This is a genomic window from Streptomyces sp. NPDC001380 (assembly GCF_042895785.1).
Lineage (GTDB): Bacteria > Actinomycetota > Actinomycetes > Streptomycetales > Streptomycetaceae > Peterkaempfera.
The window spans coordinates 424,690-448,744 of the sequence record NZ_JBIAWP010000001.1 but is presented as its reverse complement, the minus strand read 5'-3'; the positions used below and the strand labels follow the sequence as shown (position 1 = coordinate 448,744).

The window sequence follows — 24,055 nt, the reverse complement described above, 5'->3', positions numbered from 1 at the left end:
CCGGGGGGGGGCGCGCCGCGCGGCCGGCGGCGCGGGGCCGGGGGCCGCCCCGCGGGGCGGGGGGGGGGGGGGGGGGGCGCCCCCCCCCGGGCGCGCGCCCCCCCCCCCCCCGGCCCCGGGGCCCGGTGCGGCCGCCCTCCGGCGGCCCCGGGATTTTCTTCCCGCAGGTTTGAACCGTCCACCGCCCGGTCCCGTAATCCTCCTCGACGGCGGCGCTACCGCGCCACAGCAGACCGGACCGAGGAGTGCGCAGATGAAGAAGGCGACAAGGGCGGGAGCCGCTGTGGGGGCTGCGGCCGTGGTCCTGCTTGCAGGCGCCTGCGGATCTTCCCAGCAGTCTGCCGGCACCACCACCGTGCAGCCCGCGGCGGCCGCCGGCGACGCCTACGGGAACTCCCCGGCCTACGGCGGCTCCTCGTCCGCGCCCCAGGCCGCCCCGGCCGCCGCCGGAGCCGCGGGGGGCATCGGCACCGCCAAGGACGCGAAGCTCGGCGAGATCCTGGTCGACGGCCAGGGCCGGACCATGTACCGCTTCGACAAGGACACCGCCAACCCGGCGAAGTCCAACTGCAACGACGCCTGCGCCCAGGCGTGGCCCCCGGTCCCGGCGTCCGCCAAGGACGGCGCCAAGGTCTCCGACCCGAGCCAGCTGGGCGAGGTGACCCGCGCCGACGGCTCCAAGCAGCTGACCGTGGCCGGCTGGCCGATGTACCTCTATGCGGCCGACTCGGCGGCCGGCCAGACCAACGGACAGGGCGTCAACCAGGTCTGGTGGGCCGTCCAGCCGAACGGCAAGAAGGCCGGCCAGGCAGGCGGCGCCGCACCGGCGGGCGGCGGCGCGTACGGCGACTCGGGCAGCAGCACCGCGTGGCCGGCGCTCTCCAGCGTCGAGGACCCGCAGCTCGGCAAGATCCTGGTCGACGGCAAGGGCATGGTGCTCTACCGCTTCACCAAGGACGTCGCCTGGCCCATGAAGATCTCCTGCGTCGGCCAGTGCGCCAAGGTCTGGCCGCCGGCCAGGCCCCTCAACCTGCAGCAGCAGGAGGAGGCCGCCAAGGCGCTCGGCATCGACCGGAAGCTGATCACCAACATCCACCGGCCCGACGGCACCTGGCAGCTCGCCATCAACTGCTGGCCCGTCTACACCTACAGCAAGGACACCAAGCCCGGCCAGGCCTCCGGCCAGGGCGTCGGCGGCACCTGGTTCGCCGTCACGCCCCAGGGCAAGCTGGCCAAGTAGACCCGCAGGGGAACCGGCGGCGCCTGGCAGCGGCCCGCCGGTGCGGGGAAGGGGAGGGCGGCGCACGGACAGGAAGGGTCCGTGCGCCGCCCCGGTGCGTCGCGGCCCCGCCGCCCGGGCCCGCCCCGCTCCCGGCTCCCCGCTCCCCGGTCCACCCCGCTCCCCGCTCCCGGCGCACCCCGCGCCGCCGGGGCGCCGCGGGTCCGGGGCGCCCGGGGTGTCCGCGCCCTGGCATACGCTGCACGGGTGGAAGCCGACCTCTTCACCGCCGCCGCCGAGGAACGCCGGGCCCGGGAGCCCGGCCGCGAGCCGCTGGCCGTCCGGATGCGCCCGCGCACCCTGGACGAGGTCGCCGGTCAGCGCCACCTGCTCGGCGACGGGTCCCCGCTGCGGCGCCTGGTCGCCTCCGCCCGCGGCCCCGCCGCCACCTCCTCGGTCATCCTGTGGGGGCCGCCCGGCACCGGCAAGACCACCCTCGCCCACGTGATCAGCCGGGCCACCGAGCGCCGCTTCGTGGAGCTGTCCGCGATCACCGCGGGGGTGAAGGAGGTCCGCGCCGTGATCGACGGCGCCCGCCGCGAGGTCGGCGCCTCGGGCCGGGAGACGGTGCTCTTCCTCGACGAGATCCACCGCTTCTCCAAGGCCCAGCAGGACTCCCTGCTCCCGGCGGTGGAGAACCGCTGGGTCACCCTCGTCGCCGCCACCACCGAGAACCCCTCCTTCTCGGTGATCTCCCCGCTGCTCTCCCGCTCGCTGCTGCTCACCCTGGAGTCGCTCACCGAGGACGACGTCCGCGCGCTGCTGCGCCGGGCCGTCGCCGACGAGCGGGGCCTGGGCGGCGCCCTGACCCTCGCGGAGGATGCCGAGCAGCACCTGGTGCGGCTGGCGGGCGGCGACGCCCGCCGGGCGCTCACCACGCTGGAGGCGGCGGCCGGAGCGGCCCTGGCCCGCGAGGAGGACGAGATCACCCTGGCCGTCACCGAGGCCGCGGTGAACCGGGCGGCGGTCCGCTACGACAAGGCCGGCGACCAGCACTACGACGTGGCCAGCGCCCTCATCAAGTCCATCCGCGGCAGCGACGTGGACGCGGCGCTGCACTACCTGGCGCGGATGGTCGAGGCGGGGGAGGACCCCCGGTTCATCGCCCGGCGCCTGATGATCTCCGCCAGCGAGGACATCGGCCTCGCCGACCCCACCGCGCTGCAGACGGCGGTGGCCGCCGCCCAGGCGGTGCAGCTGATCGGATTCCCCGAGGCCCGGATCACCCTCTCCCAGGCCGTGATCGCCCTGGCCCTGGCGCCCAAGTCCAACGCGGCCTACCTGGCGATCGACGCCGCGCTGGAGGACGTCCGCAAGGGGCTCGCCGGGCCCGTCCCGCCGCACCTGCGCGACGCCCACTACGCGGGGGCCCGCACGCTCGGCCACGGCCAGGGGTACCGGTACCCGCACGACCTGCCGGGCGGGATCGCGGCCCAGCAGTACGCGCCGGACGCGGTGCACGGCCGCCGCTACTACCGGCCCACCCGCTACGGCGCGGAGGCGCGCTACGCGGAGGTCGCGGAGCGGGTGCGGGGCAAGCTGTCCGGGGAGTGACGCCCCGGCGGCCGGCGCCCCGGGCCCCGCGGCGGCCCCCGGCCGGACCGGTCCGCCGTGCCGTCAGGCGCCCGCCGCCGCCTGCGCCGCCCGCACGGTGGCTGCGGGCGGCGCGGTCGGCAGGTCGCGGTGCGTGCGGACGGGCCCGAGCAGCCGCACGCCCTTGAGGAGCACCCCGGCGCCCAGGGTGATCCACAGGGCCTCCCGGACGCCCAGCACGGTGCCGAGGGCGCCGCCGAGCAGCGCCGCCACGGGGATGACCCCGAACTGCAGGACCCGGGAGCTGGCGTAGACCCGTCCGAGGATCCGCTGCGGGACGTACGCCTGGCGGAAGCCCCCGGAGAGGATGTTGCAGACGGTCAGTCCGGCCCCCGCCACCATGAGCCCCAGGGCGAAGAGCAGCAGCCGGGGGCCGGGCCCCGCCAGCGGGATGAGCAGCGTGAACGGCGCGGTCCCCAGGGCCGCCAGCAGCATGCCGCGCGCGGTCCCGAAGCGGCGGGCGACCCGGACGGCCAGCAGTCCGCCGACGACGCCGCCGACGCTGTCCGCGGCAGTCATGAAGCCCACCGCGCTCGGCGGGGCGTGCAGGTCGCGGACGAGGTAGACCACGTACAGGGCGGCCGAGGAGGTCCAGGTGAGGTTGTCCAGTGCGCCCGCCACCGTGAGCACCCGCAGGTAGGGGTCGTGGACCACGAAGCGGACACCCTCGGCGACCTCGGCCCGCAGGTCCCGCCGGGAGCGCTCCCCCGTGGGCTGCGGCTCGGCGGTCCGGATCCGCAGCAGGCATGCCGCCGACACCGCGAAGGTGGCCGCGTCCGCGAGGACGCCGGCCACCGCCCCGGCCGCCTGCGCGATCAGGCCTCCGGTGCCGGGGCCGGCCACCCCGGTCACCTGCTGGGTGGTCTGCAGCTTCGCGTTGGCGCCGCCCAGGTCCTCCTTGGCGACCAGGGTCGGCAGGTACGCCTGGTACGCGGCGGTGAAGAAGACGGAGGACGCGCCGACGCCGAGCGCCACCGCCACCAGCTGCGGGACGCCCAGCACCCCGGAGACGGCCGCCACGGGCACGCTGGCGAGCAGCAGCAGGGAGGCGGCGTCGCAGGCCAGCATCACCCGGCGCCGTTGCAGCCGGTCGATCCACACGCCGGCGGGGAGCCCGATCAGCAGCCAGGGGAGCCAGCTCGCCGCCCTGATCAGGGCGACCATGAAGGTCGAGGCGTGCAGGGCGGTGACGGCGGTGAGGGCGATCGCGACCCCGCTGATCCCGGTGCCCAGGCCGCTGACGGCCTCGCCGCCCCACAGCAGGCGGAAGTCGCGGCGGCGCACAGCCGCGGCGTCCCGGACGGCGGGCTCGCGGCTGCGGACTGCGGTGGACCGGCTCACCTCTTCGGACATGCCTCGTACCCCCGTCGCACACTCCGGCAGATCTGGAGTGTACATGCCGACCATGGGAGACGGTCAGTGGACGAAGCGCATCCCCCGGCCCCGTCCCCGCGGCGGGCCCCGCTCCGGTCCGCCGGTGGGACGGGCACCCGCCGGGACCCCGTACAATGGCCGGAAGCACCACGCCCCGTGCACGGCCGTCATCCGGGAGACCGGACCGCCGGCCGGCATCACCAGCGGAGCGTCGGTCGGAGTGCCGCACCCCGGTGCGGCTCCTCCAGGAGCGTCGCGCACGTACCGTGCCGCGGGCAGCCCACCGCCTTCCGGCGGTGGGCCTCTCGTGCGCACCGGTGCGGGCTCCGGACCGGGAAGCGGCTGGCCCCCTCCGCCACGGCGGGGACGGGTTTTCCCGGACCGCGGCAGGCGACCTCCTTCAACAGTGGTGAGCCATGCACACAACAGAGAGGTTCGGTTCACAGTGAACCAGTCCCGTCCCAAGGTGCGTCTGTCCCGCGCGCTGGGTATCCCGCTGACCCCGAAGTCCGTCAAGTACTTCGAGGCCCGCCCCTACCCGCCGGGTCAGCACGGCCGTGGGCGCAAGCAGAGCAGCGACTACAAGGTCCGCCTGCTCGAGAAGCAGCGCCTCCGCGCCCAGTACGACCTCAGCGAGACCCAGCTCTCCCGTGCCTTCGACCGCGCCCGCAAGGCCGGCGGCAAGACCGGTGAGGCGCTGATCATCGAGCTCGAGCGCCGTCTGGACGCCCTGGTGCTGCGCTCCGGCATCGCCCGGACGATCTACCAGGCCCGTCAGATGGTCGTCCACGGCCACATCGAGGTCAACGGCCGCAAGGTCAACAAGCCCTCGTTCCAGATGAAGCCGGGCTACGTCGTCACCGTGCGTGACCGCAGCAAGGAGAAGCACCCCTTCCAGGTGGCCCGTGAGGGCGGCTACGCCGGCGAGGGCCAGACCCCGAAGTACCTCGAGGTCAACCTCAAGGCCCTGGCCTTCCGCCTGGACCGCGACCCGCAGCGCAAGGAGATCCCCGTGATCTGCGACGAGCAGCTGGTTGTCGAGTACTACTCCCGCTGACCCGCGGGCCCTACCCGCGCCCACGCGCGGGCAGGCCGCCCGGTGTACGCGGACCCCGGCCCCCGCGGCGCACTGCGCCGCGGGGGCCGGGCCCGTCCAGGGCCCGGGCGACGGCCGCGTCCAGGTCCAGCCCGGTGCCCTCCCGGAAGGCCTCCGCCGACACCGGCCCGGACAGGCCCGCCCGTGCGCGGGCCGCGCACTCGTCGTGCGGCGCCCGGAAGTGGTGCGAGCCGAACAGCGGGATGCCCACCGCCTGCCAGATCCGGTGCGCCGCCCCCTGCAGCACCCTCGCCTCCCGCAGGTCGCCGGGGGACCCGCCGGCGCCCGGCTCCGTCGCCAGCAGCGCCAGCAGCTCCAGGCCGAGCACCGTGCCGACCAGGTCACGGAAGAGGTGGTTGAGGCGCACGCACTCCCGCGCCTCCCGCCGCGCCGTGCGCACGTCGCCGGCCAGCCACGCCGCGTACGCCGTCCCGTAGAGGCAGTAGGCGTAGGCCCACTGCTCCCCGAACTCCTCGCACACCTCCCGCAGCCGCCCCAGCCAGTGCCCGGCGGTGTCCGTCTCGCCCAGGAAGAGGGCGGCCATCCCCAGCTCGAACATCGCCATCAGCACGTTGCTGTTGAGTTCGCCGAGCTTCTCGTAGTGCCACAGCGCCTCCTCGAAGAGCTCGGCGGCGCGGGCCGGGTCGTCGCCGACGAGCGCCGCACAGCCCTGCCGGTGCACCGCGTAGGCGAGCGACAGGTCGTCCCCCGTGTCCACCGCCTGCCGCCGGCACTCCTCCAGCATCGGCCGGGCCCGCTCCAGGTCGCCCTGGAGGGTCGCCGTGTAGCCGGTCACCCAGAGCGCCTTGGCGCGGGCCGCCGTCGCCCCGGGAGCCGTCGCCAGCGCCCGGTCCAGCCACACCCGGCCCTCGCCCAGGTGCCCGCAGCCCACCCAGTAGAACCAGAGGGTCGCGGCCAGGTGCAGCGCGACCTGCTCCTCGCCCGGCTGGGTGAGGCAGAAGTCCAGCGCCGCCCGGAGGTTGGGGTGGGCCAGCCGGGTGCGCTCACCGGTCTCGGCCTGCCGGGCGGAGAACCACTCCACCTCGCCCCAGGTCGCCAGCCCCAGGTACCAGTCGCGGTGCCGGCGGCGGATCACGCCCTCCTCGCCCAGCGACCGCAGCCATCCGGCGCCGTACTCGCGCAGCGTGTCCAGCATCCGGTAGCGGGCCCCGCCCGCGACGCCGTCGGACGCCTCCCGGACCACCACCGACTTGGCGACCAGCTCGCCCAGCAGCTCCAGGACGTCCTCCGCCGCGATGCCGCCGCCGGGGCAGACGTACTCGGCGGCGTCCAGGTCGAAGCCGTCGGCGAAGACGGCGAGGCGGGCCCAGAGCAACCGTTCCTGCGGGGTGCACAGCTCGTGGCTCCAGCCGACGGCCGTCCGCAGGGTGCGGTGGCGCGGCAGCGCGGTGCGGGCCCCGCCGGTGAGCAGGCGGAAGCGGTCGTCCAGCCGCTCGGCCACCTGCTCCAGCGAGAGGGTGCGCAGCCGCCCGGCGGCCAGCTCCACCGCCAGCGGGATGCCGTCCACACGGCGGCAGACCGCCGCCACGGCGGCCTCGTTCTCCGGGGTCAGGCGGAAGCCGCCCGCCACCGCCGCGGCCCGGTCGGCGAAGAGCGCGACCGCGTCGCCGTCCCGGCGGCCCGTCCCGCCGCCCGCGGCCCCGCCCCCCGGCGGTCCCCCCGCCGCGCCGCCCGCCGGGGACGGGCGCACCGGCAGCGGCGGCAGGTCCAGCAGGTGCTCGCCCCCGGTCCGCAGCTCCTGGCGGCTGGTGGCCAGCACCCGCAGGCCCGGCACCCCGCGCAGCAGCACGTCCACCAGCTCCGCGCAGGCGTCCACCAGGTGCTCGCAGCCGTCCAGCACGAGCAGCACCTCCCGGTCGCGGAGCCGCTCCACCAGTACCTCCGCCGCCGGCCGGGCCGTGGAGTCCGCCAGCAGCAGCGCCTCCAGCACCGCGTGCCCGAGCAGGGAGGGGTCCTGCACCCCGGAGGCCTCCACCAGCCACGCCCCGTCGGGGAAGAGCCCCCGCACGGCCGCGGCCGCCCGCAGCGCCAGCCTGCTCTTGCCGACCCCGCCCGGACCGGTCACCGTCACCAGCCGGGAGACCCCCAGCAGCCGTGCCGCCTCGCCCAGCTCGCGGCGGCGCCCGACGAAGCTGGTGGTCTCCGCGGGCAGGTTCCCCGCACACCGCACCGGGGCCGGCCCGTCCGCCCCCGCCCCGGCCCCCCGGCCCGCCCGCACCCCCGCCGTCCGGTCCCGGTCCCGGTCCCGGTCCCGCGCCCCCGCACCGGTGCCGTCCGCCGCGCCGGTGCCGTCCGCCGCTCCCGTGCCGTCAGCTGCTCCCGTACCGGCCGAGGCCGACCCCGCAGACACCCTCGTACCCCCACCGACGCCGCTTCCGGCCGGGGACCGCAACGCCCCGGCCAACCCCCAACGACGCGTCCGGCGGGCAGGTTACGTCCCCGCCCCGCGGGGCAGCAGGGCAGCGCGGAGACATGCGGTCGGGAAAGCGGGCGGCGGCGCGATAGGGTTCTACCCTGCGGCTTGACGTGCGCACCCGAACGCACCGCGCACCGCCGGCCCCGCCCCGACGCGGGCCCGGCCCGACGAGCCCGGCAGCCGAGGCAGCACACGAGGGAGCGCTCAAGGTGTCCGTGGGAGAGATGGCCGGCCTGATCGTGGCCGTCTTCTGGGCCGTCCTCGTGACCCTGCTCGCCGTCGTCCTGGTGCGGCTCTCCACGGTGCTGCGCGAGACCTCCGCGCTGGTGCACTCCGTCTCCGAGCAGGCCGTGCCGCTGCTGGAGGACGCCTCCGCCGCCCTGGCCGGCGCCCGGCAGCAGCTGGACCGGGTCGACGAGATCACCGCCAACGTCCAGGACGCCGCCGCCAACGCCAACGCGCTCTCCTCCACCGTCGCCGCCACCCTCGGCGGCCCGCTGGTGAAGGTCGCCGCCTTCAGCTACGGCGTGCGCCGCGCCGTCGCCCGGCAGGGCGGTTCCGGGGCGGCCGTCCCCGGTCCGCACACGCCGGGCGGCCGGGACGCCATCGCCGCCATCGTCCGTGCCGAGGTCCGCGCCGCCACCGCCCCGCGCCGCCGCGGGCTGGCCGCGCGCATCCGGCGAGCCGTGAGGGGCTGAACCACACCGTGCGACGCATCTTCTGGATGGCGGTCGGCGCCGGCGCCACCGTCTGGGCCATGAACAAGGCGAACGAGGCCGCCCGCCGCCTCACCCCGGCCAGCGTGGCCGGCACCGCCGCCCGCGGCGCCCTGGACCTCGGCGACGCCGTCCGGTCCTTCGCGGGCGAGGTGCGGGCCGGCATGGCCGAGCGCGAGCTGGAGCTCCGCGCCGACCTGGGCCTGGACGGCACCGCCGTGCTCCCGCCCCCGCCGCCCCGGCGGGCCCTCGGGGCACCCCGCCACCCGGCGGACGAGTACCGAGCTATCGCGCCGGCCCCGGGCCTGCCCGGAGCCGGCCCGGTCCGCCGCCGCCTCGACCCCCAGAACCGACAGACCCCACGCGCCCTCGAGACGACCCCCGATCCGCACGAGGCAGGACTGCGCGGCCGACGCCCGCGCAGGGGCAGCACCCACAACCGGAAGGACCACTGATGGAGTCGGCTGAGATCCGCCGCCGCTGGCTGCGCTTCTTCGAGGAGCGCGGCCACACCGTCGTTCCGTCGGCCTCCCTGGTCGCCGACGACCCCACCCTGCTGCTGGTGCCCGCGGGCATGGTGCCGTTCAAGCCGTACTTCCTCGGCGAGGTCAAGCCGCCCTTCTCCCGCGCCACCAGCGTGCAGAAGTGCGTCCGCACCCCGGACATCGAGGAGGTGGGCAAGACCACCCGCCACGGCACCTTCTTCCAGATGTGCGGCAACTTCTCCTTCGGCGACTACTTCAAGGAAGGCGCCATCCGGTACGCGTGGGAGCTGCTCACCACGCCCACCGAGGACGGCGGCTACGGCCTGGAGCCGGAGAAGCTCTGGATCACCGTCTACCAGGACGACGACGAGGCCGAGAAGATCTGGCGCGACGTCGTGGGCGTCCCGGCCGAACGCATCCAGCGCCTCGGCATGAAGGACAACTTCTGGTCGATGGGCGTCCCCGGCCCCTGCGGCCCCTGCTCGGAGATCAACTACGACCGCGGCCCCGCCTACGGCGAGGAGGGCGGACCGGCCGTCAACGGCGAGCGCTACCTGGAGATCTGGAACCTGGTCTTCATGCAGTACGAGCGCGGCGCCGGCGACGGCAAGGACAGCTTCGAGATCCTCGGCGACCTGCCCAGCCGCAACATCGACACCGGCCTCGGCCTGGAGCGCCTCGCCTGCGTCCTGCAGGGCGTCGACAACCTCTTCGAGATCGACACCACCCGCATGATCCTCGGCCGCGCGGGCGAGCTCACCGGCCACCGCTACGGCGCCGGCGAGAAGTCCGACGTGTCGCTGCGCGTCATCGCCGACCACATCCGCACCGCCGTCATGCTCATCGGCGACGGCGTCACCCCCGGCAACGAGGGCCGCGGCTACGTGCTGCGCCGCATCTTCCGCCGCGCCATCCGCAACATGCGCCTGCTCGGCGCCACCGAGCCGGTCGCCCGCCAGCTCGTCGACGTCACCATCGAGGCGATGGGCCCGCAGTATCCCGAGCTCTTCGAGGACCGCACGCGCATCGAGGCCGTCGCCGTCGCCGAGGAGGCCTCCTTCCTCCAGACGCTGCGCACCGGCACCACCATCCTGGACACCGCCGTCGCCGAGGCGAAGACCTCCGGCAGCGCGGTCCTGGCCGGCGACAAGGCCTTCCAGCTCCACGACACCTACGGCTTCCCCATCGACCTCACCCTGGAGATGGCCGCCGAGCAGGGCGTCTCGGTGGACGAGGACGGCTTCCGCCGCCTGATGAAGGAGCAGCGGGACCGGGCCAAGGCCGACGCCAAGGCCAAGAAGCACGGCCACGTCGACGTCTCCGCCTACCGCGAGGTCGCCGACCGCGCCGGCGCCACCGTCTTCACCGGCTACACCGACACCGCCGGCGAGTCCACCGTCGTCGGCCTGCTCGTGGACGGCGCCCCCTCCCCGGCCGCCACCGAGGGCGACGACGTCGAGGTCGTCCTGGACCGCACCCCCTTCTACGCCGAGGGCGGCGGCCAGCTCGCCGACCACGGCCGGATCCGCTTCGACTCCGGCGCCGTCGTGGAGGTCCGCGACGTCCAGCAGCCGGTGCCGGGCGTCACCGTCCACAAGGGCTCGGTCCTGGTCGGCGAGGTCACCCTCGGCGCCTCCGCCGAGGCCCGGATCGACGTGGACCGCCGCCGCGCGGTCTCCCGCGCCCACTCCGCGACCCACCTCACCCACCAGGCGCTGCGCGACGCCCTCGGCCCCACCGCCGCCCAGGCCGGGTCCGAGAACGCCCCCGGCCGCTTCCGCTTCGACTTCGGCTCGCCGGCCGCCGTCCCCGGCACGGTGCTCACCGACGTCGAGCAGAAGATCAACGAGGTGCTGGCCCGCGAGCTGGACGTCACCGCCGAGGTGATGACCATGGACGAGGCCCGCAAGCAGGGCGCCATCGCCATGTTCGGCGAGAAGTACGGCGACGCCGTCCGGGTCGTCACCATCGGCGACTTCTCCAAGGAGCTGTGCGGCGGCACCCACGTCGCCAACACCGCCCAGCTCGGCCTGGTGAAGCTGCTCGGCGAGTCCTCCATCGGCGCCGGCGTGCGCCGCGTCGAGGCCCTGGTCGGCGTGGACGCCTACCGGTTCCTCGCCCGCGAGCACACCGTGGTCTCCCAGCTCACCGAGCTGGTCAAGGGCCGCCCGGAGGAGCTGCCGGAGAAGATCTCCGGCATGCTCGCCAAGCTCAAGGACGCCGAGAAGGAGATCGAGCGCTTCCGCGCCGAGAAGGTCCTCGCCGCCGCGGCCGGCCTCGCCGACTCCGCCCAGGACGTGCACGGCGTCTCCGTGGTCGCCGCCCGCGTCCCGGACGGCACCGGCGCCGACGACCTGCGCAAGCTGGTCCTCGACGTCCGCGGCCGCCTCGGCTCGCGCCCGTCCGTGGTCGCCGCCTTCACCGTCGCCAACCGCCGCCCGCTGACCGTCATCGCCACCAGCGAGGCCGCCCGCGAGCGCGGCGTCAAGGCCGGCGATCTGGTCCGCACCGCCGCCAAGGCCCTCGGCGGCGGCGGCGGCGGCAAGGACGACGTCGCCCAGGGCGGCGGCAGCAACCCGGCCGCCGTCGACGAGGCGATCGACGCGGTCCGCCGCCTGGTCGCCGAGCGCACCGCCTGATGCGCCGCGGCCGGCGGATCTCCGTCGACGTCGGGGACGCCCGCATCGGGGTCGCCTCCTGCGACCCCGACGGGCTCCTCGCCACCCCGGTGGAGACCGTCCCCGGGGCCGACCGGCCCCGGGCCCAGGCCCGGATCGCGGCCATCGCCGAGGAGTACGAGGCGGTCGAGGTCGTCGTCGGCCTGCCCCGCTCGCTCAGCGGGCGGGAGGGCCCGGCCGCCGCGAAGGTCCGCGCCTTCGCGGCCGGCCTCGCCGCCCGGGTCGCGCCCGTGCCGGTCCGGCTCGTCGACGAGCGGATGTCCACCGTCACCGCCACCCAGGGGCTGCGCGCCTCCGGCGTGCGGTCGCGGAAGGGCCGCTCGGTGGTCGACCAGGCCGCTGCCGTCGTCATCCTCCAGTCGGCCCTGGAGGCCGAACGGGTGAGCGGCAGCCCGCCCGGCGAGAGTGTCGGGCCCGCCTGACCGCGGCCCCGCCTACCCTCACCGCAAGGGGGCCCGCCGACCGCCCGGACCACGCGTCCGGCGACCGGCGGGCCCCCTGGCCTGTCCGGCCGCCCCTCCGCCGGGGACCGCCGGGCAGGCCCCGGACATCCGCCGCGGGCCGTCGCGCCCGGGACCGCCGTGAGGGGCCCATGACCGACCAGGACGCGACCGCGGGGGCAGCCCCCGGCCCCATCGACGCACTGGCGGAGCACGCCGTCCCCGACCCGGCCCCCGACCCCGACCGGCGCCGCCGCAACGGGCTGGCCTGCGCCGTCTCCGCCCTGCTGCTCGCCTCCCTGGCCGTCATCGGGCTCCTGCTCGCCCTCGGCTGGTGGGACGGCCGGCAGTCCCCGGCCCCCGCCGACTGGGCCGGCACCGGCACCGGGGCCGTCCGCGTCGAGGTGCCCCAGGGCGCCGACCTCACCCGGATCGGGCACCTGCTGCACGACGGGGGAGTGGTCGCCAGCGTCGAGGCCTTCACCCGCGCCGCCGTCGGCGACCCCCGCGCGGTCTCCATCCAGCCCGGCGACTACGGCCTGCGCCGCCACATGTCCGCCCTCGCCGCCCTGGCGGTCCTCACCGACCCGGCCAACGCGGGCGGCCTGGTCGTCCCCGAGGGCCGCCGCGCCCGCCAGGTCTACGCCGCGCTCGACGCCCGCCTCGGCCTGCCGCCCGGCACCGCCGAGCACGCGGCCCGGACCCGCACCGCCGCCCTCGGGCTGCCGCCCTACGCGGGCGGCCGCGTCGAGGGGTTCCTCTTCCCCGCCCGGTACGGCGTCGCCGGGGTCCACGACGCGCTGACCGTGCTGCGCCGCATGGTCGCCCAGGCCCGGACCGAGTACGCCGCCGACGGCATCGGCACCGGCGGCGCCGCGTACCGCACGCTCATCGTCGCCAGCCTCGTGCAGGCCGAGGCGCAGGAGCCCGCCGACTTCGCGAAGGTCGCCCGCGTCATCCGCAACCGCCTGGACCGCGGCATGCCCCTCCAGCTCGACTCCGCCCTCAACTACGGCCTGGGCCGGACCACCCTGGACACCACCCACGAGGACGTGAGGATCGAGAACCCGTACAACACCTACCTCCACACCGGCCTGCCCCCGACCCCGGTCTGCAACCCCGGCCACGACGCGGTCCGGGCGGCCCTGCACCCGGCCCCGGGGAGGTGGCTCTACTTCGTCACCGTCAAGCCCGGCGACACACGGTTCACGGACAGTTACGCCGAGCAGCAGCGGAACGTCGCGGACTTCAACCGCTACCGGCAGCAGCACGGCAGCTCACCGGGGGTGCAGGGCCGCTGACCCCCGCGGGGGCCGCCGGAGGCGGGCCGGGCACCCTGTTGCGGTACGGTAACGTCTCCGAGCACGGCTGCTCCGGGTAGCACGCCGGTTCGAGCTGTCCGTCGGCAAAAGGGGATCCATGACTGACCTGGGGCGGGGGTACGGCTCCCAGCCGTGGAGCGCGGGGGACCCGCTGTACGGCGACCTGCCCGGCGGGCCCGACGGCGGCCACGGGCGTTCGTACGGCGGCCCCGGGCACCAGGGGCACCAGGGGCAGCAGGGGCAGCAGTACGGCGGGCAGGGCGGCTGGCCCGCCGACCCGTACGGGCAGCCCCAGCAGCCCGGGTACCCGCAGCAGCCGCACCACCCCGGCCAGGGGTACCCGCAGCAGCACGACCCCCGGCAGCACGACACGGGCGGGTACCAGCAGTACCCCGGCCCGTACGGGCAGCCGCAGCACCCGCACCCCGTCCCGCAGCAGCAGGGTCCGGAGCAGGGCGGCCACGGCTGGGAGGCCCCGCCGGGAGCCGCCCCCGGCCACGACGCCCCCGGCCACGACGCCCCCGGCCACGACGCCCCCTGGGCGGACGACGAGTCCTGGCAGGACGGCGAGGAGCACGCCGACGAGCCGGAGGAGGCCGAGGAGGGGTCCTTCTTCGGCCCGCAGGACGACAGCCGCGGCGCCGAGCGCCGCCGCAAGCAGCAGGGCAGGAAGTCCGGCCGCCGCAACGGCGGCGCCTGCCTGGTCGTCTCCCTCGTGCTGGTCGGCGTCCTCGGCGGCGGCGGCTACTACGGCTACACCTTCTACCAGGACCACTTCGGGCCGCCGCCGGACTACACCGGCCAGGGCACCGGTGCGGTCCAGGTGGACATCCCCGAGGGCTCCACCGGCACCCAGATGGGCATCGCCCTCAAGAAGGCCGGCGTGGTCAAGAGCGTCGACGCCTTCGTCAAGGCCTACAACGGCAACGGGAAGTCCAGCACCATCCAGGCCGGCATCTTCACCATGCGCCTGCAGATGTCCTCCGCCGAGGCGGTGAAGTACCTGATCGAGTCGGCGGGCGGCAACGTGCTCGCCGTCCCCGAGGGCCGCCGCGCCTCCGAGATCTACGCGATGATCGACGCCAAGCTGAAGCTGGACAAGGGCACCACGGCGAAGACCGCCAAGGCCAACCTGAGGTCGCTGGGCCTGCCCTCCTGGGCGCACGGCAACCCGGAGGGCTTCCTCTTCCCGGCGCGCTACCCCATCGGCGACACGACCAGGCCGCTGGCCCTGCTCAAGCAGATGGTCGCCCGCGCCAACGACGAGTTCACCAAACTGGGCTTCACCGACGGCTACCGGAAGGACGGCCTGAAGTCGCCGTACGAGCTGCTGACCGTCGCCAGCCTCGTGCAGGCGGAGGGGCTCAACTCCCAGGACTTCGTCAAGATCTCCCGCGTCGTGTACAACCGGCTCAAGCCCGGCAACACGGAGACCAACGGCTTCCTGCAGTTCGACTCCACCTACAACTACGCCCGGGGCAACCGGACGCTCCACGTCAGTGCGACCGAGATGCACGCCTACGCGAGCCCCATCAACACTTACTACACCAAGGGCCTCCCCTCGCAGCCGATCAGCAACCCCGGCGAGGAGGCGCTCCAGGCGGCCCTCAACCCGGCCCCCGGCCCCTGGTACTACTTCGTCTCCATCACGCCGACCGACACCCGGTTCGCGGCGACCCGGGCCGAGCACGACAAGAACGTGCTCCTGTTCAAGAAGGAGCTGGAGAAGAGCCAGGGCGGCGGCGGATGACGGTCCGCCACCGCGCGGCGGTCCTCGGCTCGCCCGTCGCGCACTCGCTCTCGCCGGTGCTCCACACCGCCGCCTACGCCGCCCTCGGCCTGGACGGCTGGAGCTACGGCCGCCACGAGGTGGACGAAGCCGCCCTGCCGGGCTTCCTCGCCGCCCTCGACGTGCCCGGCGAGGGCTGGGCCGGGCTCTCCCTCACCATGCCGCTGAAGCGGGCCGTCATCCCGCTGCTCGACGAGGTGGGCCCCGCCGCCCTCGCCGTGGAGGCCGTCAACACCGTCGTGTTCACCGCCGACGGCTGCCGGACCGGCGACAACACCGACATCCCCGGCCTGGTCGCCGCCCTCGCCGAGCGCGGCGTGGAGAAGGTGGAGGCCGCCGCCGTCCTCGGCGGCGGCGCCACCGCCTCCTCCGCTGTCGCGGCCCTCGCCCGGGTCTGCACCGGTGAGGTGACCGCCTACGTCCGCAGCCCGGAGCGTGCCGCAGAGATGCGCGCCCTCGGCGAGCGCCTGGGCGTGGCCGTGCGCACCGCGCCGTGGGAGCGGGCCGCGGACGCCCTGGCCTCGCCGCTCACCGTCTCCACCACCCCGGCGGGCGCCGCCGACGCCCTGGCCGCCGCCGTCCCGGACCGCCCCGGTGTCCTCTTCGACGTGCTCTACCACCCCTGGCCCACCCCGCTCGCGGCCGCCTGCGCCGCCCGCGGCGGCACCGTGCTGGGCGGCCTGGACCTGCTGGTCCACCAGGCCGTCCTGCAGTGCGAGCTCTTCACCGGTGTCCGCCCCGGGCCCCTGGCCGCCATGCGCGCCGCGGGCGAGGCCGCCCTCGCGGCCCGCTGAGCAGGTCCGCGCCCGGCCCCCTGCGCCGGCTCCCGTCCCGGGCCCGTGCCGCCGCTCCCGACCGTCCGTACAGCGGACCGCTGCTCCGCCGCACCCCGCCGACGTGAAAGGATTCGAGGGGACGAACCCGGCGCCCAGGCACCGGCCGGGCCGAGGACGAAGGAGCACCGTTGAGCAGGTTGCGCTGGCTGACGGCGGGGGAGTCGCACGGCCCCGCACTCGTCGCGACGCTGGAAGGACTGCCGGCGGGCGTTCCGGTCACCACGGACATGGTGGCGGACGCCCTGGCGCGGCGGCGTCTGGGCTACGGCCGCGGCGCCCGGATGAAGTTCGAGCGCGACGAGGTGACCTTCCTCGGCGGTGTCCGGCACGGCCTGACCCTCGGCAGCCCGGTGGCGGTCATGGTCGGCAACACCGAGTGGCCCAAGTGGGAGCAGGTGATGTCCGCCGACCCGGTGGACGCCGACGTCCTCGCGGGCCTCGCCCGCAACGAGCCGCTGACCCGGCCCCGCCCCGGCCACGCCGACCTGGCCGGCATGCAGAAGTACCACTTCGACGAGGCCCGGCCGATCCTGGAGCGCGCCAGCGCCCGCGAGACCGCGGCCCGCGTCGCCCTCGGCACGGTCGCCCGCTCGTACCTGCGGGAGACCGCCGGCATCGAGCTGGTCTCCCACGTCGTGGAGCTGGGCGCCGCCAAGGCCCCCGCCGGCACGGTGCCGCAGCCCTCCGACGAGGCCCGCCTCGACGCCGACCCCGTGCGCTGCCTGGACGCGGACGCCTCCGCGCGGATGGTCGCCGAGATCGACCAGGCCCACAAGGACGGCGACACCCTCGGCGGCGTCGTCGAGGTCCTCGCCTACGGCCTGCCGCCGGGCCTCGGCTCGCACGTGCACTGGGACCGGCGCCTGGACGCCCGCCTGGCCGCGGCCCTGATGGGCATCCAGGCCATCAAGGGCGTGGAGGTCGGCGACGGCTTCGAGCTGGCCCGCGTCCCCGGGTCGCAGGCCCACGACGAGATCGAGCCCACCCCGGACGGCGTGCGCCGCCGCTCCGGCCGCTCCGGCGGCACCGAGGGCGGCCTGTCCACGGGCGAGGTGCTGCGGGTCCGCGCCGCGATGAAGCCCATCGCCACCGTGCCCCGCGCCCTGGCGACCCTGGACGTGCGCACCGGCGAGCCCGCCAGGGCCCACCACCAGCGCTCCGACGTCTGCGCAGTCCCCGCGGCCGGCATCGTCGCCGAGGCCATGGTCGCCCTCGTCCTGGCCGACGCGGTGGCGGAGAAGTTCGGCGGCGACTCCGTCCCCGAGACCCGCCGCAACGTCCGGGGCTACCTGGACGACCTGGTCATCCGCTGAAGGGCGCCGCCACCGTGACCGAGAACCCCGTGCCGCCCGCCGCCACCCCGCAGGTGGTCCTCGTCGGCCCCATGGGGGCCGGCAAGACCACCGTCGGCCGCCTGCTGGCCGACCGCCTCGGCCTGCCCTTCCGGGACACCGACGAGGACATCGCCGAGGCCGCCGGCAAGCCCGTCCCCGACATCTTCGTCGACGAGGGCGAGGAGCACTTCCGCGCCCTGGAGGCCGCCGCCGTCCGCGCCGCCCTGGACGCCCACCCGGGCGTCCTGGCCCTCGGCGGCGGCGCCGTCCTCGACCCGGCGACCCGCGCGCTGCTCGCCGCCCGCCCCGTCGCCTTCCTGGACGTCGGCGTGCACGACGGCGTCCGCCGGGTCGGGCTGGACGCCCCCCGCCCGCTGCTGGCGGTCAATCCGCGGGCCCGCTGGCGCGAGCTGATGGAGGCCCGCCGCCCGCTGTACCTGGAGGTGGCCCGCGCCGTGGTGGCCACCGACGGCCGCACCCCCGACGAGGTCGCCGACGCCGTCCTCGAAGCCCTGGAGCTGAAGACCGCATGACCACCGAGAGCCCCGACACCCCCGGAGCCGCCGGCACCCCCGGGAGCGCCGGCACCCCCGTCCGCATCCCGGTCGGCGGCGACGCCCCGTACGAGGTGCTGGTCGGCCGCCACCTGCTGGACGAGCTGGCCGGACTGGTCGGCACCCGCGCCCGCCGGGTCGCCGTCGTCCACCCCGAGGCGCTGGCCGCCACCGGCGACGCCATCCGCGAGGACCTGGCCGCGCAGGGCTACGAGGCCATCGCCCTCCAGGTGCCCAACGCGGAGGACGCGAAGAGCGCCGAGGTCGCCGCCTACTGCTGGTCCGTGCTCGGCCAGACCGGCTTCACCCGCAGCGACGTGGTGGTCGGCGTCGGCGGCGGCGCCACCACCGACCTGGCCGGCTTCGTCGCGGCCACCTGGCTGCGCGGGGTCCGCTGGATCGCCATGCCCACCACCCTGCTGGGCATGGTGGACGCGGCGGTCGGCGGCAAGACCGGCATCAACATCGCCGAGGGCAAGAACCTCGTCGGCGCCTTCCACCCGCCCGCCGGGGTCCTCGCCGACCTGGCGACGCTGGAGACCGTGCCGCGCAACGACTACATCGGCGGCCTCGCCGAGGTCGTCAAGGCGGGCTTCATCGCCGACCCGGCCATCCTCGACCTCGTGGAGGCCGACCCCGAGGGCGCCACCCGCCCCTCCGGGCCGCACACCCTGGAGCTCATCGAGCGGGCCGTGCGGGTCAAGGCCGAGGTGGTCTCCGGCGACCTGCGCGAGGCCGGGCGCCGCGAGGTCCTCAACTACGGCCACACCCTCGGCCACGCCATCGAGCGCAACGAGCGCTACAAGTGGCGCCACGGCGCGGCGGTCTCCGTCGGCATGGTGTTCGCCGCCGAACTGGGCCGCCTCGCCGGGCGCCTGGACGACGCCACCGCCGACCGGCACCGCAGCGTCCTCGCCTCCCTCGGCCTGCCGCTCACCTACCGGGCCGACGCCTGGTCGCGGCTGCTGGACGCCATGAAGGTCGACAAGAAGTCGCGCGGCGACATGCTGCGGTTCGTCGTCCTCGACGGCCTCGCCAAGCCCTCCGTGCTGGAGGCCCCGGACCCGTCGCTGCTGGCCGCCGCGTACGCGGAGGTCGCCGGGTGACCCGTGTCCTGGTGCTCAACGGGCCCAACCTCGGCCGCCTCGGCAGCCGCGAGCCCGACGTCTACGGCTCCACCTCCTACGCCGCGCTCGTCGAGCGCTGCACCGCGCTCGGCAGGGAGCTCGGCCTGGAGGTGGAGGTCCGGGAGACCAACGACGAGGGCGAGCTGATCCGCTGGCTCCACGAGGCCGCCGACGGGCGCCTCCCGGTCGTGCTCAACCCGGGCGCCTTCACCCACTACTCGTACGGCATGCGGGACGCCGCCGCGCAGCGCACCGCCCCGCTGGTCGAGGTGCACATCTCCAACCCGTACGCCCGCGAGGAGTTCCGGCACACCTCGGTGGTCGCCGCGGTCGCCTCCGGCACGGTCGCCGGATTCGGCATCGGCTCGTACGAACTGGCCCTGCGCGCGCTCGCGGACGGCCTGGCCGGCGGCTGAGCGGCGGCCGGGCGGCTGCCGGGCCGCGGGGAGGCCGGGAGGCCGCGCCCGCCGACCCGGCGTCAGGAGCCGGACGGCGGCCCGGCGGCGGACTGTGCCCGCCGCCGGGCCGCCGTGTATCGTCCCCGCCGGAGGTGCACGTGACGCAGCATGCCGGGGGAGCGCCGCAGGCCCCCCACCCGCCGGGCCCGTACGGCGCGGGACAGCAGGGCGTGCCGTCCTTCCCGCCCGGCGCGCCGGGCGGCGGGCACCCCGTCCCGTCCCCGCCCGGCCGGCCCCCGCACGCGCCGCACCCCCAGCCCCTGCACCCCCACCCGGGGCACCCCCACCCCCAGGGCGTCCACCCCCAGGGCGTCCACCCCCGGCCCGCGCAGCCCCACCTCCCGGCCGGCCATCCGTCCCCGGCCCAGCCGCCCGCGCCCCCGCACGCCCCCGCCGGGGCCACCGGGCACTTCCCCCTGCCGCCGGGCGTCCCCGCCACGCTCCCGGCCCCCGCGCCGGGCCCGCACCCGCAGGCCTCCGCCGGACCGGTCGCCGTCCTGCTGATCGGACCGGCCGGCGCCGGCAAGACCACCGTCGCCCGCCACTGGGCCGGCCTGCGCACCGTCCCCACCGCCCACATCAGCCTGGACGACGTCCGCGAGTGGGTGCGGTCCGGCTTCGCCAACCCCCAGTCCGGCTGGAACGAGCACTCCGAGGCGCAGTACCGCCTCGCCCGCCGCACCTGCGGCTTCGCCTGCCGCAACTACCTCGCCAACGGCATCTCCTGCATCATCGACGACGCCGTCTTCCCCGACCGCCCGGCCATCGGCCTCGGCGGCTGGAAGCGCCACATCGGCCCCGGCATGGTCCCGGTGGTGCTCCTGCCGGGCCTGGAGTCGGTGCTGGCCCGCAACGCCCGGCGCAGCGGCACCCGCAGGCTCAGCGACGAGGAGGTCGCCCGCATCCACGGCCGGATGGCCGGCTGGTACAACTCCGGGCTCCCCATCATCGACAACAGCCGCCTCGACGTGGCCGCCACCGCCGCCGAGCTCGACCGCGTCGTCGCCGCCCGCCTGGCCGGCCACCCGGTCCGCTAGCGGCCCCCCTGCGCCACACGGGTGACGCCGCAGGCCGTGCGGCACGAACGCACGTACGCTGCCTGCATGGCCGATGTGCACGCAGCACGACGCGAGCGCCTCAGGGAGCGGTGCGGGGCCCTCGCCGCCGACGCCGTCCTGGTGACCCGCCCGGCGAACGTGCGGTACCTGGCGGGCGCCGTACCCGGGTGCGCCGCCCTGCTGCTGGTCCGGGACCGGGCGGTGCTCGCCGTACCGGAGGACGCGCCGCACGCCGCCGAGGGGCCCGGGCCGCAGTCCGACGAGGTCCAGCGGCTCACGGTCCCGGCGGGCGCGGACCCGGCCGTGGCCGCCGCCGCCGAGGCCGCCCGCCACCGGGCCGCCGTCCTCGCGGTCGAGGAGCACGACCTGACGGTCGTCCGCCACCGCGCGGTCGCCGGGGCCGCCGCCCCGGGCCGCCCCGTCGACCTGGGGCGTTCGGTGGAGCAGCTGCGCCTGGTCAAGGACGAGGAGGAGATCGCCGCGCTGCGGATCGCCGCCGAGATCGCCGACCAGGCCCTCGGCGAACTGCTGGAGTCGATCCTCGTCGGCCGCACCGAGCGGCACCTGGCCATGGAGCTGGAGCGCCGCATGGTCGACCACGGCGCCGACCGCGCGGCCTTCCCGGTCTCCATCGCCACCGGCCCCCACGCCGGGCTGGCGGGGCACGCGCCCACCGACCGCCGCGTGGAGGAGGGCGACTTCCTCACCGTGGCGCTCGGCGCCCGCTACCGCGGCTACGGCGCCTCGGCGGTGCGAACCTTCGTCATCGGCACCGCGCCCGCCCAGTGGCAGATCGACCTGCACGCGGTCGTCTTCGCCGCCCAGCGGGCCGGCCGGGAGGCGCTGCTGCCCGGCACGCCCTGCCACGACGCGGACCGCGTGGTGCGCGAGGTGCTGCAGGCGGCGGGCCACGCCGAGGAGCCCTACCGGGCCGTCGGACACGGCGTGGGACTGGAGATCGCGGAGGAGCCGCGACTCGGTCCCGGCGGCATGGGTAAACTGGATGCTCGTGTGCCGGTCACCGTCGGCCCCGGGGTCCACCTCCCGGGCCGGGGCGGCGTCCGGATCGAGGACACGCTCGTCGTCCGCCCCCTCGGAGAGGGCGGTCCCGAGCTGCTCACCATCACCACCAAGGAGCTCCTCGCCCTGTGAGCCCGGACGGGCGGCGGTCCGCACGGACCGCGGTCCGCGCGGGCGGCGTCCCGAAGGGGCCGCGGTCCCGGAGGGCCCGCAGGACACACGCCCTTGGTTCCTTGACATCTCTATGCAGGAGTTAGTGCGACCGTGGCGACCACGAACGACCTCAAGAACGGCATGGTGCTCAAGCTCGACAACGGCCAGCTCTGGTCCGTCGTCGAGTTCCAGCACGTCAAGCCCGGCAAGGGCGGCGCCTTCGTCCGCACCAAGCTCAAGCACGTGCTCTCCGGCAAGGTCGTCGACAAGACCTTCAACGCCGGCACCAAGGTGGAGACCGCCACCGTCGACAAGCGCGGCATGCAGTTCTCCTACAAGGACGGCTCGGACTTCGTGTTCATGGACACGGACACCTTCGAGCAGATGCCGATCAGCCCCGAGGTCGTCGGCGACGCCGCCAACTACCTCCTCGAGGGCTTCGAGGCCGTCGTGGCCATCTACGAGGGCCAGGCGCTCTACGTTGAGCTGCCCGCCTCCGTCGAGCTCGTGATCGAGTACACCGAGCCCGGCGTCCAGGGCGACCGCTCCACCGGCGGCACCAAGCCCGCCCGCCTGGAGACCGGCTACGAGATCGCCGTGCCGCTCTTCATCACCACCGGTGAGAAGGTCAAGGTCGACACCCGCGACGGCAGCTACCTCGGCCGGGTGAACAGCTAACCGTGTCCGCAGCACGCAGCAAGGCGCGCAAGCGCGCGTTCCAGATCCTCTTCGAGGCCGACCACCGCGGCGTCGACCCCCAGGGCGTCCTCGCCGACTGGATCCGCCGGGGCCGGGAGCCCAAGCCCGACGAGGGCGTCCCGCAGGTGGGCGAGTACACGATGCAGCTGGTCGAGGGGTACGCGCAGCACGCCGCCCGGATCGACGAGCTCATCTCCGGCTACGCCGTGGGCTGGACGCTGGACCGCATGCCCATCGCGGACCGCAACATCCTCCGGCTCGGCGCCTACGAGCTGATCTGGGAGGACGACGTGCCGGACGCGGTCGTCCTGGACGAGGCGGTGGAGATCGCCAAGGAGTTCTCCACCGACGAGTCGCCCGCGTTCGTCAACGGCCTGCTCGGCCGGCTCAAGGAGCTCAAGCCCTCCCTGCGCCGCTGACGCCGGCGGACCGCCGGCCGGGACCCGTCCCGGCGCGGCACCGCGGCCGCCCTTGCCGAAGGCCCGCGGCGGGACCCCTCCACGGGGTCCCGCCGCGGGCCTTCGGCCGTTCCCGGCGCTCTCCCGCACCGCCGCGCCCCGCACGGGCCCCGCGCCGCCGCAGCGCCCTGCGCGGGGCCCGGGAACGCACGGCCGGACGACGCACGGCGGTGGGACGGCGCACGGCCGGACCATGCGCGGGGGCCGGACGACGCACGGCCTGACAACGCACGGCGGCCGGGGCGGGACGCGGAGTGCCGCGTTCCGCCCCGGCCGCCGGTGGACCGGGTGCGCCGGGCCGCCCTGCCCGTCCCGGTCCGCCGGACCGGGACGGCGCGGGGGCCGGACCCGGGGGGGTCAGACCGAGTCGTCCTCGCGCACCGCGCGGCGCGCGTCGGGGTTGAGCACGCCCCAGCTGATCAGCTGCTCGGTCAGGATCGACGGCGACTGGTCGTAGATCACGGCCAGCGTGCGCAGGTCGTCCTGCCGGATGGAGAGCACCTTGCCGTTGTAGTCGCCGCGCTGGCTCTGGATGGTCGCCGCGTAGCGCTGCAGCGGGCCGGCCTTCTCGGACGGGACCTGGGACAGCCGCTCCAGGTCGAGCACCAGGCGCGGCGGGGGCTCGGCGGCGCCGCCCGGGGTGCTGCCGGGGAGCAGCTCCTGCACGGGGACGCCGTAGAACTCGGCCAGTTCGGCCAGGCGCTGGACGGTCACGGCGCGGTCGCCGCGCTCGTAGGACCCGACCACGACGGCCTTCCAGCGCCCCTGGGACTTCTCCTCGACGCCGTGCAGGGAGAGGCCCTGCTGGGTGCGGATCGCGCGGAGCTTGCCCCCGAGCTGTTTCGCGTAGTCGCTGGACATTGGTCTCCCCGGACGTGGTGTTGAGGGCCGGACATGGTGTCGCGGACGTGGTGTCGGGACGGCCGGACGCGCTGTACGGGGCGGTCGGACGCACCTGTGAGGGGTGGGCGGCCGGCGCGGCTGCCCCGTTGCGACGCCCGGTCCGTAACTCACTGTGAGGTTACGCAGAGTAATGTGCGTTCGTCAAGCCGAATGGTGCAGCCGTGCGAATACCCCGCCCCGGGTCGCCCCGCCGCCCGCCGCCGCCGGGCTGAGCTGCTGCTTCGCCCCGTCCGGGGCCTCCCGCCG

Annotated in this window: 21 protein-coding genes; 18 read left to right on the top strand and 3 right to left on the bottom strand. The window is 75.9% G+C overall.

The window, feature by feature from the left end; genetic code table 11:
* Positions 1–253: 253 nt before the first annotated feature.
* Both ACFY07_RS02015 and ACFY07_RS02010 read left to right on the top strand, forming a co-directional pair.
* Positions 254–1,240, top strand: a complete 987-nt coding sequence (locus ACFY07_RS02015; protein WP_390866931.1) for an SCO0930 family lipoprotein — start codon at positions 254–256, stop codon at positions 1,238–1,240.
* A gap of 246 nt (positions 1,241–1,486) precedes the next feature.
* Positions 1,487–2,833, top strand: coding sequence for a replication-associated recombination protein A (locus ACFY07_RS02010; protein WP_230647682.1), 1,347 nt, complete (start codon positions 1,487–1,489; stop codon positions 2,831–2,833).
* A 63-nt stretch (positions 2,834–2,896) separates the two neighbouring features.
* Here the strand turns inward: ACFY07_RS02010 and ACFY07_RS02005 are convergent, their stop codons facing one another.
* Positions 2,897–4,225, bottom strand: a complete 1,329-nt coding sequence (locus ACFY07_RS02005; RefSeq protein WP_390866930.1) for an MFS transporter — start codon at positions 4,223–4,225, stop codon at positions 2,897–2,899.
* Positions 4,226–4,691: 466 nt separating this feature from the next.
* Here ACFY07_RS02005 and rpsD point away from each other — a divergent pair, with 466 nt between their 5' ends.
* Positions 4,692–5,303, top strand: coding sequence for a 30S ribosomal protein S4 (gene rpsD, locus ACFY07_RS02000; protein WP_230647678.1), 612 nt, complete (start codon positions 4,692–4,694; stop codon positions 5,301–5,303).
* 10 nt (positions 5,304–5,313) lie between these two features.
* Here rpsD and ACFY07_RS01995 read toward each other — a convergent pair whose 3' ends face one another.
* Complete coding sequence (locus ACFY07_RS01995) at positions 5,314–7,533, bottom strand: ATP-binding protein (RefSeq protein ID WP_390866929.1); 2,220 nt, start codon at positions 7,531–7,533, stop codon at positions 5,314–5,316.
* A 455-nt stretch (positions 7,534–7,988) separates the two neighbouring features.
* On the opposite strand from ACFY07_RS01995, the gene ACFY07_RS01990 reads away from it, so the two are divergent.
* From ACFY07_RS01990 to nusB, 15 genes are all read left to right on the top strand, one after another.
* Positions 7,989–8,477, top strand: a complete 489-nt coding sequence (locus ACFY07_RS01990) for a DUF948 domain-containing protein (RefSeq protein WP_390866928.1) — start codon at positions 7,989–7,991, stop codon at positions 8,475–8,477.
* Positions 8,478–8,485: 8 nt separating this feature from the next.
* On the top strand, positions 8,486–8,950 hold the full coding sequence (locus ACFY07_RS01985) for a DUF6167 family protein (protein ID WP_390866927.1): 465 nt from the start codon (positions 8,486–8,488) through the stop codon (positions 8,948–8,950).
* A complete protein-coding gene (gene alaS, locus ACFY07_RS01980) occupies positions 8,950–11,619 on the top strand; it encodes an alanine--tRNA ligase (RefSeq protein WP_390866926.1) in 2,670 nt (889 codons plus the stop codon). The genes ACFY07_RS01985 and alaS overlap by 1 nt, the downstream gene beginning before the upstream one ends.
* Positions 11,619–12,080, top strand: a complete 462-nt coding sequence (gene ruvX, locus ACFY07_RS01975; protein ID WP_230647669.1) for a Holliday junction resolvase RuvX — start codon at positions 11,619–11,621, stop codon at positions 12,078–12,080. Before alaS ends, ruvX begins: the two co-directional genes overlap by 1 nt.
* A 170-nt stretch (positions 12,081–12,250) precedes the next feature.
* Positions 12,251–13,399, top strand: coding sequence for an endolytic transglycosylase MltG (mltG, locus tag ACFY07_RS01970; protein ID WP_390866925.1), 1,149 nt, complete (start codon positions 12,251–12,253; stop codon positions 13,397–13,399).
* Positions 13,400–13,517: 118 nt separating this feature from the next.
* Complete coding sequence (gene mltG, locus ACFY07_RS01965) at positions 13,518–15,170, top strand: endolytic transglycosylase MltG (protein WP_390866924.1); 1,653 nt, start codon at positions 13,518–13,520, stop codon at positions 15,168–15,170.
* Complete coding sequence (locus tag ACFY07_RS01960) at positions 15,167–16,003, top strand: shikimate dehydrogenase (protein ID WP_390866923.1); 837 nt, start codon at positions 15,167–15,169, stop codon at positions 16,001–16,003. The genes mltG (ACFY07_RS01965) and ACFY07_RS01960 overlap by 4 nt, the downstream gene beginning before the upstream one ends.
* A gap of 170 nt (positions 16,004–16,173) precedes the next feature.
* On the top strand, positions 16,174–17,358 hold the full coding sequence (aroC, locus tag ACFY07_RS01955) for a chorismate synthase (RefSeq protein WP_230647653.1): 1,185 nt from the start codon (positions 16,174–16,176) through the stop codon (positions 17,356–17,358).
* 71 nt (positions 17,359–17,429) lie between these two features.
* Positions 17,430–17,912, top strand: coding sequence for a shikimate kinase (locus ACFY07_RS01950; RefSeq protein WP_390867058.1), 483 nt, complete (start codon positions 17,430–17,432; stop codon positions 17,910–17,912).
* A complete protein-coding gene (aroB, locus tag ACFY07_RS01945) occupies positions 17,909–19,039 on the top strand; it encodes a 3-dehydroquinate synthase (RefSeq protein ID WP_390866922.1) in 1,131 nt (376 codons plus the stop codon). Before ACFY07_RS01950 ends, aroB begins: the two co-directional genes overlap by 4 nt.
* Entirely contained in the window at positions 19,036–19,476 is a 441-nt protein-coding gene (gene aroQ / locus ACFY07_RS01940) for a type II 3-dehydroquinate dehydratase (RefSeq protein WP_390866921.1), read from the top strand. Before aroB ends, aroQ begins: the two co-directional genes overlap by 4 nt.
* Before the next feature lie 140 nt (positions 19,477–19,616).
* Positions 19,617–20,555 carry an AAA family ATPase gene (locus ACFY07_RS01935; RefSeq protein WP_390866920.1) on the top strand — a complete coding sequence of 313 codons (939 nt, stop codon included), beginning with the start codon at positions 19,617–19,619 and terminating at the stop codon, positions 20,553–20,555.
* A gap of 66 nt (positions 20,556–20,621) precedes the next feature.
* The gene (locus ACFY07_RS01930; protein WP_390866919.1) at positions 20,622–21,728 is read left to right on the top strand and encodes a M24 family metallopeptidase; all 1,107 of its coding nucleotides are present in this window, start codon (positions 20,622–20,624) and stop codon (positions 21,726–21,728) included.
* A 132-nt stretch (positions 21,729–21,860) separates the two neighbouring features.
* Positions 21,861–22,427 carry an elongation factor P gene (gene efp / locus ACFY07_RS01925; protein WP_230647642.1) on the top strand — a complete coding sequence of 189 codons (567 nt, stop codon included), beginning with the start codon at positions 21,861–21,863 and terminating at the stop codon, positions 22,425–22,427.
* A gap of 2 nt (positions 22,428–22,429) precedes the next feature.
* The gene (gene nusB, locus ACFY07_RS01920; protein WP_390866918.1) at positions 22,430–22,867 is read left to right on the top strand and encodes a transcription antitermination factor NusB; all 438 of its coding nucleotides are present in this window, start codon (positions 22,430–22,432) and stop codon (positions 22,865–22,867) included.
* Positions 22,868–23,263: 396 nt separating this feature from the next.
* On the opposite strand, the gene ACFY07_RS01915 is transcribed toward nusB, so the two are convergent.
* Positions 23,264–23,767: a transcriptional regulator gene (locus ACFY07_RS01915; protein ID WP_230647638.1), complete on the bottom strand. Its 504-nt coding sequence runs from the start codon at positions 23,765–23,767 to the stop codon at positions 23,264–23,266.
* Between the last annotated feature and the right edge of the window lie 288 nt (positions 23,768–24,055).

What these genes read in the sequence shown, in the direction of transcription:
- alaS (WP_390866926.1), top strand. Translation starts at nt 8,950, where the DNA reads ATGGAGTCGGCTGAGATCCGCCGCCGCTGGCTGCGCTTCTTCGAGGAG.
- ACFY07_RS01930 (WP_390866919.1), top strand. Translation starts at nt 20,622, where the DNA reads ATGGCCGATGTGCACGCAGCACGACGCGAGCGCCTCAGGGAGCGGTGC.
- ACFY07_RS01915 (WP_230647638.1), bottom strand. Translation starts at nt 23,767, where the DNA reads ATGTCCAGCGACTACGCGAAACAGCTCGGGGGCAAGCTCCGCGCGATC.
- ruvX (WP_230647669.1), top strand. Translation starts at nt 11,619, where the DNA reads ATGCGCCGCGGCCGGCGGATCTCCGTCGACGTCGGGGACGCCCGCATC.
- mltG (WP_390866924.1), top strand. Translation starts at nt 13,518, where the DNA reads ATGACTGACCTGGGGCGGGGGTACGGCTCCCAGCCGTGGAGCGCGGGG.
- ACFY07_RS01950 (WP_390867058.1), top strand. Translation starts at nt 17,430, where the DNA reads ATGGGGGCCGGCAAGACCACCGTCGGCCGCCTGCTGGCCGACCGCCTC.
- mltG (WP_390866925.1), top strand. Translation starts at nt 12,251, where the DNA reads ATGACCGACCAGGACGCGACCGCGGGGGCAGCCCCCGGCCCCATCGAC.
- aroB (WP_390866922.1), top strand. Translation starts at nt 17,909, where the DNA reads ATGACCACCGAGAGCCCCGACACCCCCGGAGCCGCCGGCACCCCCGGG.
- ACFY07_RS02005 (WP_390866930.1), bottom strand. Translation starts at nt 4,225, where the DNA reads ATGTCCGAAGAGGTGAGCCGGTCCACCGCAGTCCGCAGCCGCGAGCCC.
- ACFY07_RS02015 (WP_390866931.1), top strand. Translation starts at nt 254, where the DNA reads ATGAAGAAGGCGACAAGGGCGGGAGCCGCTGTGGGGGCTGCGGCCGTG.
- ACFY07_RS01960 (WP_390866923.1), top strand. Translation starts at nt 15,167, where the DNA reads ATGACGGTCCGCCACCGCGCGGCGGTCCTCGGCTCGCCCGTCGCGCAC.